This window comes from Kitasatospora sp. NPDC114501 (assembly GCF_055633695.1).
Genome location: NZ_JBVKDS010000004.1, coordinates 26,798 through 41,861 on the forward strand (window position 1 = coordinate 26,798; position 15,064 = coordinate 41,861).

Consider the following 15,064-nt stretch of genomic DNA (forward strand, 5'->3'; position numbering starts at 1 on the left):
GTTCGGGTACTCCCGGCCGGTCCGCCGCGCGGCCCGTCGGAACCTCTGCTGAGCTGGGGCGGTCCGGAATCCCGACGACCCCGGCGGAGGTGGCCGTGTCCGTGGAGCGCGAGCCCGGCGAGCGGCGGCGACCGGACCACCGCAGGCCGTACCTGATGCTGCCGCCCGCGCTGCGGCAGGCGGCGGCCTGGTCGGTGGCGGTGATGCTGCTGATCGCCGTCGCCTCGCTGGTGGTCTTCGCGCTGGTCGAACTGCGGGCCGCGACGGTGCCGTTCGTCCTGGCGCTGCTCGGCGCCTCGCTGCTCCACCCGGTGGTGCCCTGGCTGGTGCGCCGGGGCGTCGGGCGGGGCCTGGCCGCCGGGCTGACCTGCACGGTGCTGGTCTGCGCGGTCGGCGGGGTGCTCGCGCTGCTGGTCAACTCCCTGGTGCACAGCGCCCCGCAGATCGCCTCCTCGCTCCAGGAGGCCGGGGAGCGGCTGGCCGACTGGCTCGGCCCGTTCGGGGCGAAGATCCAGCACGCGCTCAGCAACGCCAAGGGCGAGACCAACTCGCTGGTCTCCACCCTCACCAACGGGGTGCTCTCCGGGCTCGGCCTGCTCACCCAGCTGATCGCCGGTGCGGTGCTGTCGCTCGCCCTGGTGTTCTTCTTCCTCCGGGACGGCCACCGCACCGGCGACGCCATCCGCTCCTACCTGCCCGAGCGCAGCGCCACGACCGTGATCGCCTGCGCCGAGCGGGCCTTCGCCGCGATGGCCGGGTTCATGCGCGGCACCACCCTGATCGCCCTGATCGACGCGGGCTTCATCACCGTCGGCCTGGTCGCCCTCGGCGTGCCGGGCGCGCCGGGGCTCGGGGCGCTGGTCTTCATGGGCGCCTACATCCCCTTCGTCGGCGCCTTCCTGTCCGGAACGGTGGCGGTGCTGGTGGCCCTCGCCGACGGCGGCCTCGGCACGGCCCTGTGGGCGCTCGGCGTGGTGCTGGCGGTGCAGATGATCGAGGGCAACATCCTCCAACCGGTCATCCAGAGCCGGACGGTGGAGCTGCACCCGGCCACCATCATGGTCGCCGTGGTGGCCGGCTCCGGCATCGCCGGCATCATCGGCGCCCTGCTCGCCGTCCCGGTCTGCGCCGCCGGCATGGGCGTCGTCTCGGTCCTGCGCGGCGACCCGGAACCGGCGGCGGACCGTTAGGAGTTCACCTCCCGGAGTGCCCCCGCACCCCCGGCGCCCCCGTGCCTGGTGCCGGGCGGTCCTGGCCGAGGTGCGGCCGGCCGTCCGGGGCGGGCGCGGCTTGCTGTCGGGCGGGGGCACATGCGAGGATCGCTAATGCGACGAGAGTCGCAATAGCGCTTGGAGGGGTCGGATGGAACTGATCGAGGTGGCCGGGGCGGGGGCCGGGCCGTACGGAGTCGCGGTGGCGCCGGACGGGAGTGTCTGGTTCACGCTGGTGCACGGCGGGGAGGTCGGACGGCTCGACGCGGACGGGGGTGTCCGGCTCCACGCCCTCGGGGCGCCCGAATGCGGCCCTTCGGTGATCACGGCGGGGCCGGACGGGGCGATGTGGTTCAGCCGGATGCAGGACCACCGGATCGGGCGGATCGGCGCGGACGGGACGGTGGGCTCGTTCGGCGTGCCGACGGAGAACGCCGGGCCGTTCGGCATCGCGGCCGGGCCCGACGGGGCGCTCTGGTTCACCGAGCTGACCGCGAACCGGATCGGGCGGATCACCGTGGACGGCGAGGTGACGGAGTACCCGCTGCCGGTCGAAGGGGCGTTCCCGGCGATGATCGCCGCCGGGCCGGACGGGGCGCTGTGGTGCACGCTCAACCAGGCGGACGCGGTGGCGAGGATCGCCGTGGACGGCGAGGTGACCGTCCATCGGCTGCCCACCGAGCGCACCGCGCCGGTCGGGATCACCGCCGGTGCGGACGGGGCGCTCTGGTACGTCGGGATCGGCGGCGGGCTGGTCGGGCGGATCACCGTGGACGGCGAGGTGACCGAGTACCCGCTGGCCGACCGCTCGGCCCGCCCGCACGCGATCGCGGCCGGCCCGGACGGACGGCTCTGGTTCACCGAGTGGGGCGCCGACCGGATCGGGGTGCTCACCCCGGACGGGCGGCTCGACGGCTACCCCGTCCCGGGCGAGGGCGCCGAGCCGCACGGCATCGCGGTCGCCCCGGACGGCACCGTGTACGTGGCGCTGGAGCGCGGGCAGATCGCCCGGCTGGCGCCGGCGCGGACGGAGGGCGGCCCGGGGTCGGCCGCCTGACGGCCGGTCGGTGAGGTCCCGGCCGCGCGGTCGGGAGGTCCCGGTCGGGGCCCGGGAACTCGGGCCCAGCGGCCCCGGGTGGGCGGGTCGAAGGGCCCTGGGGTGCGGAGGCGGTCCGTTCGGATCATGGATCGCCATCCATCCGCACGACGTTCCGAAGGAGCGCGTCCTTGAGCGCCACCCAGGCACAGGGCGACCCCACCTCACCGCCGACGGCCCTCCCCGCCGGGGCGGTCAGGCCCAGGAGGCCCGGTTCGGCCCTGGTCAGGCTGCTGACCACCACCGACCACAAGACGATCGGCACCATGTACCTGGTGTCCTCGTTCGCGTTCTTCCTGATCGGCGGCATCCTCGCCCTGGTCATGCGCGCCGAACTCGCCCGGCCCGGAACGCAGATCCTCTCCAACGAGCAGTTCAACCAGGCCTTCACCATGCACGGCTCGGTGATGCTGCTGCTGTTCGCGATGCCGCTGTTCACCGGCTTCGCCAACTGGATCATGCCGCTCCAGATCGGCGCGCCGGACGTCGCCTTCCCGCGGCTGAACATGCTGTCCTACTGGCTGTTCATGTTCGGCTCGCTGATCGCCGCGGCCGGTTTCGCGACCCCGCAGGGCGCCGCCGACTTCGGCTGGTTCCTCTACGCGCCGCTGTCCGACGCGATCCACTCGCCCGGCGTCGGCGCCGACATGTGGATCATGGGCGTGACGCTGTCCGGCTTCGGCAGCATCTTCGGCGCCGTCAACTTCATCACCACCATCATCTGCATGCGCGCTCCGGGCATGACCATGTTCCGGATGTCCATCTTCTGCTGGAACGTGCTGCTGACCTCGGTGCTGGTGCTGCTGGTCTTCCCGGTGCTGGCCGCCGCGCTGCTGGCGCTGGAGTGCGACCGCAAGTTCGGCTCGCACGTCTTCGACCCGGCCAACGGCGGGGCGATGCTCTGGCAGCACCTGTTCTGGTTCTTCGGGCATCCCGAGGTGTACATCCTGGCGCTGCCGTTCTTCGGGATCGTCTCCGAGGTCATCCCGGTGTTCAGCCGCAAGCCGATGTTCGGCTACTCCGGCCTGATCGCCGCGACGGTGGCCATCGCGGGCCTGTCGGTGACGGTGTGGGCGCACCACATGTACGTCACCGGGCAGGTGCTGCTGCCGTTCTTCTCCTTCATGACCTTCCTGATCGCCGTGCCGACGGGCGTGAAGTTCTTCAACTGGGTCGGCACCATGTGGAAGGGCTCGCTGAGCTTCGAGACGCCGATGCTCTGGACGGTCGGCTTCCTGGTCACCTTCCTCTTCGGCGGTCTGACCGGCGTGCTGCTCGCGGCCCCGCCGATCGACTTCCACGTCTCCGACTCGTACTTCGTGGTCGCGCACTTCCACTACACGCTGTTCGGCACCGTGGTCTACGCGATGTTCGCCGGCTTCCACTTCTGGTGGCCGAAGATGACCGGCAGGAAGCTCGACGAGCGCCTGGGCCGGATCACCTTCTGGACCCTGACCGTCGGCTTCCACTCGACCTTCCTGGTGCAGCACTGGCTGGGCGCCGAGGGCATGCCCCGCCGGTACGCCGACTACCTGGCGTCGGACGGCTTCACCACCCTGAACACCGTCTCCACCATCGGCTCGTTCCTGCTCGGCCTGTCGATCCTGCCGTTCCTCTACAACGTCTGGAAGACCGCCAAGTACGGCGAGAAGGTCACCGTGGACGACCCGTGGGGCTGGGGCCGCTCGCTGGAGTGGGCGACCTCCTGCCCGCCGCCGCGGCACAACTTCGTGAAGCTGCCGCGGATCCGCTCCGAATCCCCGGCCTTCGACCTCCACCACCCGGACATCGCGGCCCGGGACGTGCTGGAGCACAGCGGGGAGCCCGCCAAGCACCTGGAGGGCGTGGAGCCGGCGAAGTACGACCGGCCGCTGAGCCGGGCGGACCGGGCGGCCGCCGCCCTCGCCGCCAGGGCCCCGGCCGCCGGGCCCGCCGACCCGCCGTCGGGCGGCTGAGCCCGCTCCCCCGGAACGCCGTCCCCGCCCGCTTCGCCGCCCCCGGGCGGGCGGGGACGGCCCGTCCGCCGTCCACCTCTCCCCACCCCTTCGTGACCAGGAAGGCCGGGTCGTGAACCACACCGTTCTCGCCATCGGCACCGCCGCCCTCACCGCGAGCGGCTGTGTCTGGTACCTGCCCGCCATCGCCGACCTCCAGGCCGGCGCCGACCGGCCCCGTTCCACCCGTACGGCCGCCGCGGCCTGCGTGCTGTGGTGGGCCGGGCTCGCGCTGGCGGGCGGGCTGCTGCTCGTCCTGCCGGACTGGCGGCCCGCCGCGCAGATCGCGCTCGCCGGACTGGTCGGCGGCACGGCGCTGCGGCTGCGGGCCCTGTGGGACCGCCGCCGGGAGGTGCGGGAGGCGGCCGCCCGCTGGGCCGCCCTGGACGCCGGGCCCGCCCCGCGCTCCCACCGGCAGCCGGCGCCGGCCCTGGCCGGGTGGCTGGTGGTCGGTGCGGCCGTCGCCTCGCTCGGGGCGGTGGCCATCCTGCTGTCCGGCGGCGGCGCGGTGGTGCCCCGGGTGGCGCTCGCGGCGGTCAGCGGCGCGGGCGTCGCGCTCGCCTTCCTGCTGATGGGGCTGGGCAGCGTACGGCGGCAGGGGCGCTGAGGCGCCCTCCCCGGCGCCACGGCCCCGGGCGTCCTCGCCGACGGCTCCGGGCGCCGGGCCGGGGCGCCGGGGACCAGGGCACTTTCGGCCCGGTCCGAATGGGGCCGTTGGGCCCTGGGTCGGCGGCCGGAACCGGGGGATGATGCCCTGGGCCCCGCTGGGAGTGTGCGGGGGTTGACGAAGGTGGAGCCGCATCATGATGGCGACCGAGACGGAGGGTGCCGAGGCCTCGGCACCGGTCCGGGTGTTCCTGCTGGACGACCACGAGGTGGTGCGCCGCGGCGTGCACGACCTGCTGGACGGCGAGCCGGACCTGGAGGTGGTCGGGGAGGCGGCGACCGCCGAGCAGGCGCTCGTCCGGGTGCCCGCCCTGCGGCCCGACGTGGCCGTGCTGGACGTCCGGCTGGGCGACGGCGACGGCGTCTCGGTCTGCCGTGAGCTGCGCTCGCGGATGCCCGGGCTGGCCTGCCTGATGCTGACCTCCTTCGACGACGAGGAGGCGCTGCTGGACGCCGTGATGGCGGGCGCCGCCGGCTACGTGCTCAAGCAGATCAGCGGGACCGACCTGGTCGCCGCCGTCCGCACCGTCGCCTCCGGGCGCTCGATGCTGGACCCGGGCGCCGCGACCCGCCTGCTCAACCGGCTGCGCAGCGACGCCGAGCCCGCCCAGCCGGTCACCACCGGGCCCGGCCTGACCGCGCGTGAGCAGGAGGTCCTGGAGCTCATCGGCGAGGGCCTGACCAACCGGCAGATCGGCGAGCGGCTCTACCTCGCCGAGAAGACCGTCAAGAACCACGTCTCGCGGCTGCTTGCCAAGCTCGGCGTCGAGCGGCGGGTGCAGGCCGCCCTGATCGCCACCGAGCTGCGCCAGGCCTCCGCGGCCCCGAAGTCCTCCGTGCTGCGCACCGGCCGGTTCTGACCCGGCTGCTCGGCACCGTCCAGGGGTGAACGGCCCTTCGGTCCCAGGGGTGCGTACCCCGGGAGACCGAAGGGCCGTCGGGCGGGGCCCTCGCCGGGTCCTCACAGACCCAGCAACGCGCCGGCAGTGCGCAGGAGTTCGGCGTCCGCCGCGGTGTCCGGGGCGCCGGCCAGGCCGGAGCGGAAGAGCGAGGCGCCCTCGATCAGCATGATGAACACCTGGGCGCGGGCGCGGCGTTCGTCCTCCCCGAGGGTCGGGCGGCGTTCGGCGAGGAAGCAGGCGACCAGGTCCCGGTAGCGGGCGTAGAAGGCCCGGACGGCGGTGGCCACCGAGGGGTCGCGGGCGGCCAGTGCCCACAGTTCGGCGAACAGCCGGACCAGGCGGAGGTCCTGCTGCTCCGCGAGGAGTGCGCGGATCAGGTCGTCCTCGTCGTGACCCGGGTCGAGCAGCGGGGCGAGTCGTTCCGCCGAGCGGCCGAGGACGCGTTCCAGTACGCCGGCCACCAGCTCGGCGTGGGTCGGGAAGTAGTGCTGGAGGTGGCCGAGGCGCACGCCCGCGGCGGTCGCCACCGCCCGCATGGACAGCTCGGTGCCGCCAACGGTGGCCAGCAACTCCTCCGCGGTGTCCAGCAGTTGCTCGCGCCGCTGGGCGCCCTTGCCGCTCAGGCCCCGGACGTTGCTCATGCCGCCGCCTCCGTACCGCGCCGCCCGTCGGCCGCGGTGACCGTGACGGTGACGTCCAGCGCCGCGAGGTCCCCCAGTACCCGTCCGGGGAGCGGGGTCTGCTCCGGGAAGGCCACCCCGGCGGGCGGCGGGGCGCCGTCGGTGCCGAGCGCCCGGCGCAGTGCGAGCAGGGCGCCGACGGCGGTGAGCCGGGCCTGTCCGGCCCGGTCCTCGACGGTGGCGGTGAGGGTGTGTCCGCCGGAGCCGACGTCGACGCGCAGCCGGGCGGTGCCGCCCTCGCCGGGGGAGTACAGCAGGGCGCGGCGAGCCGGCTGCCACCGCTCGCCGCGCCCCCAGCGGAAGAACCCGGCGCGGCGGGCGGCCAGCAGGGCGGTGGTGGAGGAACGGGAGCTGAAGCCGATCCGGGTGGTGGCGGTGGTCGCTCCGAGGGTGAGCGGGAGGGTGAACTGCTCGGGGGTGTCGATCCCGGCGACCAGGGTCGGGGCGTCCCCGATCCGGACGGTGCGCGGGCGGCTGAGCGGGGCGACGGAGCGGCGCAGGCCGTCCTGCACCACCTCGTAGTCGAGCCCGAGGCGGTCCATGAACTCCACCGAGTCGGCGCCGGCCCGGTCGGCGAGGTCCCAGCGGACGGCGGTCTCGATCCGCTCGGCGCCGCCCAGCCGGTCCGCCAGGGCGGCGGCGACCAGGCTGGTCACCCCGCCCATCCAGGCCGAGGAGAGCAGCACCGGGGCGGTCGGGCGCAGCAGGGCGGCGAGCGTGGCCGCGCGTTGCAGCCGGGCGGTCCAGCGGGTGACGTCCACGTACGGGACACCGGCGCGGACGGCGGCCCGCAGCACCCGGTCGTCCGGGTCGTTGACCACCCCGACCACCGCCCGGACGGCGGCGCCGAACGGCTCGGGGTCGGCGAGGTCCCAGCGCCGGACGGTGGTGTCGTCCAGTTCGGCGGCGAGGGCGGCGCCGCGCCGCTCGGAGCGGCCGGTGAGCAGCAACGGCCAGGCGGGGGAGGCGAGTCGGGCGAGTTCGGTGCCCACGGTGCCGTAGCCGCCGACCAGCAGGACGGGGCCGTCGGGGTTGTGGCTGAGGCGGTCGGAGGGGAAGGTGGGGTGTACGGGCAGGCCGTCGGCGACGGGGTCGGTGCTCATGGAGACAAATATAGGTCGCCCGACCTAAAATTGGCGTCATGACGTACTCCGCTGCCCCCGAATCGACCTTCGCCCTGCATGCGTTCGACAGCGGCCACGGCCGCCTCGCCTACCTCGACGCCGGTACGGGCGAGCCGCTGGTGCTGCTGCACGGCGGCCTGCTGGACCACCGGAGCTGGACCGACCAGCTCCCCGCCCTGCTGCCCGAGCACCGGGTGATCGCCCCGGACACCCGCGGCCACGGCGCCTCCGACAACGCGAGCCGGCCGTTCCGCCCCGCCGACGACCTGGCGGACCTGCTGCGCCACCTCGGCCTCGGCCCGGTGACCGTGGTCGGGCTGTCCATGGGCGGGACGATCGCCCTCGACCTGGCGCTCGAACACCCCGAGCTGGTCCGCGCGCTGGTGATCAGCGGCAACGGCACCGGCGAGTCCGAGTTCAACGACCCGTGGCTGCGCGAACTGGCTGCGGAGCAGGGCGCGGCGCTCGCCGACGGCGACGGTGAGCGCTGGCTCGACTCGTTCACCCGGCTCGCCTCCGGTCCGCACCGCGGCCTGGACGAGGTCGACCCCGAAGTGGTGCGCCGGCTCAAGGAGATGACCCGGAACACCGTCGCCAAGCACACCCCCGACGAGCCCCAGTACCTGGTGCCGGTGACCGACACCTGGAAGCGGCTGACGGGCATCACCGTCCCGCTGCTGGCGATCAACGGCGGCATCGACTCGGTGGACCACATCGGCCTGGCCGAGCGGGTCTGCCGCACCGTCGTCGACGGCCGCGCGGTGACCGTCGAGGGCACCGCGCACTACCCGAACATGGAACGGCCGGCCGAGTTCAACGCCCACCTCCTGGGCTTCCTGCGCGCCCTGCGGGGCTGACGGTCCCGCCGCGCGGCAGCGCCGCCGGCGCGGACCGGGTGTTCCCGGTCCGCGCCATCGTGTCGGCGGTGGGGACGCCGGGGTCGGCCGTAGGCTCCGTCGGGTGGGCCTTTCGTCCCGGCGCAGAGGGTCCTGCGGCCTCTGCCGCCGGGGCGTGTGCCGCTGCCAGGGTGGGGGAGGAGCGGACGGGGCGTCAGAGCGCACCGCGGCCCGCGCCGAACCGCGAGCGTCGACAGCGTGTCGACAGTGTGGAGGAGACTCATGACGTCAACCGTGCTGGCCGGGGTCGACGGATCGCCGCAGAGCACCGCGGCCGCCCGCTGGGCCGCCACCGAGGCGGTGCGCCGGGGCGCCTCGCTGCGTCTGGTGCACGCCTGGCCGTGGCTGACGGACGGCGTGTCGTCCTTCGCCGAGCCGGACGCGCTGCCCGAAGCCGTCCGCCGCACCCTGGCCGAGGCCGCCGAGGACGTCCGGAGCCTGCACCCGGACCTGGCCGTGGAGACCGACGCCGTCCTGGACGCGCCGGTGGACGGACTGGTGGCCGCCGCCGCGGAGGCGGAGCTGCTGGTGATCGGCTCGCGCGGCCGGGGCGGCTTCACCGGGCTGCTGCTGGGCTCGGTCAGCATGTCGGTGGCCGGGCGCGGCACCGTGCCGCTGGTCGTGGTGCGCGAGACCGGTACGGAAGGCGCGGGCGAGGTGGTGGTGGGCGTCGACGTCCACACCCCGGAGGCCGAGGTGCTCGACTTCGCCTTCCGCGAGGCGGCCCTGCGCGGCGCCCGGGTCCGGGCGGTGCACGGCTGGGAGCTGCCGCCGGTGTTCGGCTATGCGGGAGGCGCCCTTCCGGCGGCCGAGCTCGCCCAGCTGGAGGCGCTGGAGGCCAAGCTGCTGACGCTCGCCCTGGCCGGGCCGCGCGAGCGGCACCCGGACGTCGAGGTGGTCGAGGACGTGCAGCTCGGCGCCGCCCGCGCCCTGGTGGAGGCCTCGGCCGGCGCCGCGCTGGTCGTGGTCGGCCGGGGCCGCCGCCCGATCGAGTTCGGCCCCCGGCTCGGCCGGGTCGCGCACGCCGTACTGCACCACGCCGAGGCCCCCGTCGCGGTCGTTCCGCACGGGTGACGGGCGGCCCGTCCGGTGGATCCGCCCCCGTCCCGATCCACCGGACGGGCCCTCCCCAGGTCCGAGGACGGCCCGGGGCGGGACCGAGGACGGCGTGCGGAACAGGCCCAAGGGCGCTTTCGCCGGCCCGTGCCGGGCGCGCACCCTCGGTAGCGGCGGGACCGCCGGGCACGCGCGCGAACCCGGCGGTCGAAGCCGAAGCCCCGCGGTTGAAGGAGGGCATCGCCATGACGCCCGACCCGGCCCTCACCCCGATGCTCAGCGCGGCCGCTCGGCCGCCGGCAGCACCTGGGCGGCGAGCCGCAGCGGCGGGCTGTGACGGAAGGCGAGGGTGAACTCCACCCACTGCCCGGCCCGCAGCGGCGGCGGGTCGGCGATCATCAGGTCGGCGTCCTCCGGGGTCATCCGCAGCTCGCCGCGGCCCGGCACCGGGAGGGCCGGGGCCGCCTCCCAGCGGCCCGCCGCCCCCTGGTGCAGATGCCGCTTCGGGGTAATCCGGCCGCCGAACCGCCAGCTGGCGCCGGTCAGTTCGTCCGGCACGTCGCCCGGGTTGCGGACCGTGAAGAAGGCCGCGGTGGCGGAGGCCGCGCCCGCCGACGGCAGCAGCACCCAGCCCGGCCCGGCCTCCACCGGGCGGGCGCGGCCGGCCCCGCCGACCGCCGTCCACCCGGTGAGCAGGACCAGCGCCAGCGCCGCCGCGCCGACCGGCGGGCCGAGCACCCCGAGCCGTCCGAGCACCCCGAATCCTCCGATCGCCTTCACCGACGTCCTCCCCGGCGCCGCCCGTGCCCGGGCTCCCAGGTGCGCAGCCGCAGGCTGTTGCCCACCACGAGCAGCGAGCTGAGCGACATCGCGACCGCCGCCAGCATCGGGTTGAGCAGCCCGACCGCCGCCAGCGGGATGAGCACCAGGTTGTAGCCGAAGGCCCAGAGCAGGTTGGCCCGGATGGTCGCCAGGGTCTGCCGCGCCAGCCGTACGGCGTCCACCACCGCCTCGATGTCGCCGCGCACCAGGGTCAGCCCGGCCGCGCCGATCGCGGCGTCGCTGCCGGAGGCCAGGGCCACCCCGAGGTCCGCCGAGGCCAGGGCCACCGCGTCGTTGACGCCGTCGCCGACCACCGCCACCGTCCGTCCGGCGGCGCGCAGTTCGGCCACCACCTCGGCCTTGCGCTCGGGGGAGGCGCAGGCGTGCACCCGCCCGATGCCCAGTTCGGCCGCCACCGCGCGGGCGGCGCCGGGGCCGTCCCCGGTCAGCAGGACGGTCTCCAGGCCCAGCCCGCGCAGCCGGTGGAGCGCCCGCCAGCTGCCCGACCGCACCGTGTCGCCGACCTCCAGGACGGCCGCCGGCCGCCCGTCCAGCTCGACCGCGACGGCCGTGCGGCCCGTCTCCCCGGCCCGCGCGACCGCCTCGGCCAGGGCCGGCGGCAGGACGGTGTCGTCCGGCCGCACCACCCGGACGGCCCGGCCCTCGACCGTCCCGGACACCCCGAGCCCGGTGGCGGCCGCGAAACCGTCCACGGCCGGCGGCGGCCCGCAGCGCTCCCGGGCCGCCGCCGCGACGGCCCGGCCGATCGGGTGCTCCGAGCGGTGCTCGACCGCGCCGGCCAGCCGCAGTGCCTCGTCCTCCGGGAGCCCGCCCACGGTGGTGACGGCGGCCAGCTCCATCCGGCCGGTGGTCAGCGTCCCGGTCTTGTCCATCACCACCGTGTCCACCCGGCGCAGGCTCTCCAGCACCTCCGGGCCGCGCACCAGCACGCCCAGCTCGGCGCCCCGTCCGGTCGCCGCCAGCAGGGCCGTCGGCGTGGCCAGTCCGAGCGCGCACGGGCAGGCCACCACCAGCACCGCGACCGCCGCCGTCACCGCCGCCTGCGGGTCGGCGCCCGCACCCAGCCAGAAGCCCAGCACGCTCGCCGCGATCGCCAGCACGCAGGGCACGAACACCCCGGCCACCGCGTCCGCGAGCCGCTGCGCCCGCGCCTTGCCGGCCTGGGCCTCCGCCACCAGCGCGGTGATCCGGGCCAGCTGGGTGTCCGCGCCGACCGCCGTGGCCCGGACCACCAGCGCGCCGCCGACGTTCACCGTCGCCCCCGCCACCAGGGCCCCGGGGCCGACCTCGACCGGCGCGCTCTCCCCCGTCAGCAGGCTCAGGTCGAGCGCCGAACCGCCCTCGACCACCACCCCGTCGGTGGCCACCCGTTCGCCCGGCCGTACCACGAACTCCTGCCCGGGCAGCAGCAGTCCGATCGGCACCAGGCGCTCCTCGCCGTCCGCGTCCCGCAGGCACACCTGCTTGGCGCCCAGTTCGGCCAGCGCCCGCAGCGCGGAGCCGCTGCGCCGGCGCACCCGGCCCTCCAGCAGCCGCCCGGCCAGCACGAACAGCGGCACGCCGACCGCCGCCTCCAGGTACACGTGCGCGGTGCCGCCGCCGTCGGCGGTCAGCGAGAACGGCATCCGCATGCCCGGATCGCCGGCCCCGCCGAGGAACAGCGCGTACGCCGACCAGCCGAAGGAGGCCGCCACGCCCAGGCTGACCAGGGTGTCCATGGTCGCCGCCGCATGCCGCAGCCCCTGCCAGGCCCGGCGGTGGAAGCCGGCCGACCCCCAGGTCACCACCGGGACGGCGAGCCCGAAACAGACCCACTGCCAGGCGGTGAACTGCGCCGACGGCACCATCGACAGCACCAGCACCGGGACGGCCAGCAGGGCGGTGACCAACAGCCGCCACCGCCCGTCCGGCTCCTCGGCCGCCACCTTGACCGGCGCCCCCGCGGGCAGCGGCTCGGCGCTGTAGCCCGCCCGCTCGACCGCCGCCACCAGCTCGGCGACCGGCACCCCGGCCGGGTGCAGCACCCGGGCCCGCCCGGTCGCCAGGTTCACCCCGGCCGTCACGCCCCCGATCCGGGCCAGCCGCTTCTCGACCCGGCCCACGCAGGCGGCGCAGGTCATCCCGCCGACCGCCAGATCGGTGGCGACCACGGGCTCCGTGACCGCGCTCACCGCATGCCGCCCATGTCGTGCCCACCCATCCCGGGCGACGCGCCGCCGCCGTCGGCGGGCCGCAGCCCGGGCGACACCGGCCCCACCTGCCGCCCCACCCCGTAGGCCACCACGAACACCACCACCAGCAGCAGGAGGAACCCCGCCAGCACACTCAACGGCCGGACACCCGGCGACTTCGCACTCACGCCCCACCAGTCGGACGGCCACCACGGACGGTTCCCGTACGCTCCGGAATCGGGGCGCGAATAATCGGATGACGGCCCGTCGCCCGACCGGGTACCGTCCCACCGGCGCCTCCCGATGCGCCCAGGCCCCGGTTACTTCCTGACGAACACAAGTGCCACCGGTGCCACTTCCGATCCCGGGAGGCGCCGCCCGCCCCGGCGTGCCCGCGCACCCGCCCATCCCAGCCGGACCACCCACCAGGGGGACATCTGCATGACCCGGTTCAGCCGCCAACGGACCAAGGCCGACACCAGGGCCGAGATCCAGCGAGAACTGCCGGGACTCACCAGGCGCGGGGTGTCCTCCCCGCTCGCCACCGACGGCGCGTGGCCGGTCCCCGAGGTCCGGCACCTGCGCTCGGCGCCGCCCCCCGTCGTCCGGCGCCGGGGCGTCGCCAACCACCAGGGCGGATCCGGGTACGTCCGGGAACCGAGGACGGAGCTGTTCCTGCTGGCCGTCTCCCACCTGTTCGGCCAGGAGAGCTACTACGAGACGGCCGCCGAACGCGACGAACGCTACCTCCGGCTGGTCCGCGAGCAGGCCGTGAACGACCCGCGGTGGACCCTCGGCCTGCTGCGCCGGCTGCGCACCGAGGCCGGCATCCGGACGGCCGCGGTGGCCGGGGCCGCCGAGTTCGTCCACGCCCGGGCCGCCGCCGGCGCCGTCGGCTTCTCCCGCCAGGCCGTCGACGCGGTGCTCCAACGACCCGACGAGCCAGGGGAGTTGCTGGAACACTGGACCGCCCGGTACGGCCGCCGGCTGCCCCAGCCGCTGCGCCGCGGCATCGGCGACGCGGTCCGCCGGCTCTACACCGGCCGCGCCCTGGTGAAGTACGACACCCCCGCGCGCCGCTTCCGCTTCGGCGACGTCCTGGAGCTGACCCACCCCGCGCCCGACCCGGCCAGGCCCTGGCAGGGCGCGCTGTTCCGCTACGCGCTGGACCGCCGCCACCACCCGGAGAGCGCCCTGCCGCCCGCCGGCGAGCACCTGCTGAACAGCCACCACGCGCTGCTCGCCGTCCCGCGCGCCGACCGCCGCGCCCTCGTCACCGGCCCCGGCGGCGCCGACCGCCTCGCCGAGGCCGGGATGACCTGGGAGGCGCTGGCCGGCTGGCTCCAGGGCCCGCTGGACGCCGCCGTCTGGGAGGCCGTCATCCCCACGATGGGGCTGATGGCGCTGGTTCGGAACCTGCGCAACTTCGACCAGGCCGGGGTCGGTGACGCGGCGGCGGCCGAGGTGGCCCGCCGGATCGCCGACCCGGAGGAGGTGCGGCGCTCCCGGCAGTTCCCGTTCCGCTTCCTGGCCGCCCACCGCGCCGCGCGGTCGCCGCGCTGGTCCGAGGCCCTGGAGACCGCCCTCGGCCACTCGCTGGCCAGGGTGCCCGCGCTGCCCGGCCGCACCCTGGTGCTGGTGGACCGCTCGGGCTCGATGTTCGACCATCCGTCGGCCCGGACCGAGCTCAACCGGGCGGACACGGCCGCCGTCTTCGGCGCCGCCCTGGCCCTGCGGGCAGAGCAGGCCGACCTGGTCCAGTTCGGCAGCGGCAGCTGGACGGTCGAACCGGCCCCGTCGGTGCTGGAGACCGTGGGACGCTTCCGCGCCCTGGGCGGCACTCGTACGGCCGCCGCCGTCCTCAAGCACTACCGGGAGCACGACCGGGTGATCGTGGTCACCGACGAGCAGGACGACCGGTCGCGCTCCGACCCGTTCGCCCCCGTCCCCGCGGACGTGCCGGTCTACACCTGGAACCTGGCCGGCTACCCGACCGGCCACACCGCCCCCGGCCCGCGCCGCCACACCTTCGGCGGCCTCGGCGACGCGTCCTTCGAACTGATCCCGTTGCTCGAGAACGGCCACGCCGCCGGCTGGCCCTGGGACTGATCGGGCCGTCCCCGGCTCCGGCCCGTCTTCTCCCCCGCTTTGCCCGCCCGCTGACGGCGGATTGCCTCGACATTACGTTGATGGCGAAGGATTTTCGGCCACTTGTCGCCGCACGGGGTGACGCGTTCCCACCAAAGCTGGCACTGTTCCGTCCCATCGCGGCAGAGCCCTTGTCGTCGCACGCGCACCACCCGACGCGGCGATCACGTCGGGCACCGTTCCACCCGTTCGAACCACCAGCTCTACCGGGCGGCACCATCCTCCGCCGCCCGGCTGGCTCCGGCCGCCCCGAACCCGGCCGTCGCAGAAGGAGTTC

The 15,064-nt window shown here is 75.5% G+C and carries 13 protein-coding genes; 8 read left to right on the forward strand and 5 right to left on the reverse strand.

Features of this window, described 5'->3' with window-relative positions; all coding sequences use genetic code 11:
- The first annotated feature begins 95 nt into the window (after positions 1 to 95).
- The 5 genes from ACZ7RU_RS09325 to ACZ7RU_RS09345 all read left to right on the forward strand — a co-directional run bounded on the left by ACZ7RU_RS09325 (position 96) and on the right by ACZ7RU_RS09345 (position 5,827).
- Entirely contained in the window at positions 96 to 1,190 is a 1,095-nt protein-coding gene (locus ACZ7RU_RS09325) for an AI-2E family transporter (protein WP_470340263.1), read from the forward strand.
- Positions 1,191 to 1,362: 172 nt separating this feature from the next.
- Positions 1,363 to 2,268 carry a Vgb family protein gene (locus tag ACZ7RU_RS09330; RefSeq protein WP_470340264.1) on the forward strand — a complete coding sequence of 302 codons (906 nt, stop codon included), beginning with the start codon at positions 1,363 to 1,365 and terminating at the stop codon, positions 2,266 to 2,268.
- 170 nt (positions 2,269 to 2,438) lie between these two features.
- Positions 2,439 to 4,262: an aa3-type cytochrome oxidase subunit I gene (ctaD, locus tag ACZ7RU_RS09335; RefSeq protein ID WP_470340265.1), complete on the forward strand. Its 1,824-nt coding sequence runs from the start codon at positions 2,439 to 2,441 to the stop codon at positions 4,260 to 4,262.
- Positions 4,263 to 4,374: 112 nt separating this feature from the next.
- A complete protein-coding gene (locus ACZ7RU_RS09340) occupies positions 4,375 to 4,908 on the forward strand; it encodes a hypothetical protein (protein ID WP_470340266.1) in 534 nt (177 codons plus the stop codon).
- A gap of 199 nt (positions 4,909 to 5,107) precedes the next feature.
- Complete coding sequence (locus ACZ7RU_RS09345) at positions 5,108 to 5,827, forward strand: response regulator (protein ID WP_470340582.1); 720 nt, start codon at positions 5,108 to 5,110, stop codon at positions 5,825 to 5,827.
- A gap of 101 nt (positions 5,828 to 5,928) precedes the next feature.
- Here the strand turns inward: ACZ7RU_RS09345 and ACZ7RU_RS09350 are convergent, their stop codons facing one another.
- Positions 5,929 to 6,510 carry a TetR/AcrR family transcriptional regulator gene (locus tag ACZ7RU_RS09350; RefSeq protein ID WP_470340267.1) on the reverse strand — a complete coding sequence of 194 codons (582 nt, stop codon included), beginning with the start codon at positions 6,508 to 6,510 and terminating at the stop codon, positions 5,929 to 5,931.
- On the reverse strand, positions 6,507 to 7,652 hold the full coding sequence (locus ACZ7RU_RS09355; RefSeq protein ID WP_470340268.1) for a saccharopine dehydrogenase family protein: 1,146 nt from the start codon (positions 7,650 to 7,652) through the stop codon (positions 6,507 to 6,509). Before ACZ7RU_RS09355 ends, ACZ7RU_RS09350 begins: the two co-directional genes overlap by 4 nt.
- A 38-nt stretch (positions 7,653 to 7,690) precedes the next feature.
- On the opposite strand from ACZ7RU_RS09355, the gene ACZ7RU_RS09360 reads away from it, so the two are divergent.
- Positions 7,691 to 8,530 (forward strand): alpha/beta fold hydrolase, encoded by an 840-nt coding sequence (locus ACZ7RU_RS09360; protein ID WP_470340269.1) that lies wholly within the window; start codon positions 7,691 to 7,693, stop codon positions 8,528 to 8,530.
- Positions 8,531 to 8,791: 261 nt separating this feature from the next.
- Positions 8,792 to 9,643 (forward strand): universal stress protein, encoded by an 852-nt coding sequence (locus ACZ7RU_RS09365; protein WP_470340270.1) that lies wholly within the window; start codon positions 8,792 to 8,794, stop codon positions 9,641 to 9,643.
- Between the two features lie 258 nt (positions 9,644 to 9,901).
- On the opposite strand, the gene ACZ7RU_RS09370 is transcribed toward ACZ7RU_RS09365, so the two are convergent.
- From ACZ7RU_RS09370 to ACZ7RU_RS09380, 3 genes are read right to left on the reverse strand one after another with little or no spacing between them, the layout of a single operon-like run.
- Positions 9,902 to 10,405 carry a copper chaperone PCu(A)C domain-containing protein gene (locus ACZ7RU_RS09370; RefSeq protein WP_470340271.1) on the reverse strand — a complete coding sequence of 168 codons (504 nt, stop codon included), beginning with the start codon at positions 10,403 to 10,405 and terminating at the stop codon, positions 9,902 to 9,904.
- Entirely contained in the window at positions 10,402 to 12,639 is a 2,238-nt protein-coding gene (locus ACZ7RU_RS09375) for a heavy metal translocating P-type ATPase (protein ID WP_470340272.1), read from the reverse strand. Before ACZ7RU_RS09375 ends, ACZ7RU_RS09370 begins: the two co-directional genes overlap by 4 nt.
- A complete protein-coding gene (locus ACZ7RU_RS09380; protein WP_470340273.1) occupies positions 12,636 to 12,797 on the reverse strand; it encodes a hypothetical protein in 162 nt (53 codons plus the stop codon). The genes ACZ7RU_RS09375 and ACZ7RU_RS09380 overlap by 4 nt, the downstream gene beginning before the upstream one ends.
- Before the next feature lie 283 nt (positions 12,798 to 13,080).
- Between ACZ7RU_RS09380 and ACZ7RU_RS09385 the strand changes: the two genes are divergently transcribed.
- Positions 13,081 to 14,748 (forward strand): TROVE domain-containing protein, encoded by a 1,668-nt coding sequence (locus ACZ7RU_RS09385; protein WP_470340274.1) that lies wholly within the window; start codon positions 13,081 to 13,083, stop codon positions 14,746 to 14,748.
- Positions 14,749 to 15,064 lie beyond the last annotated feature (316 nt).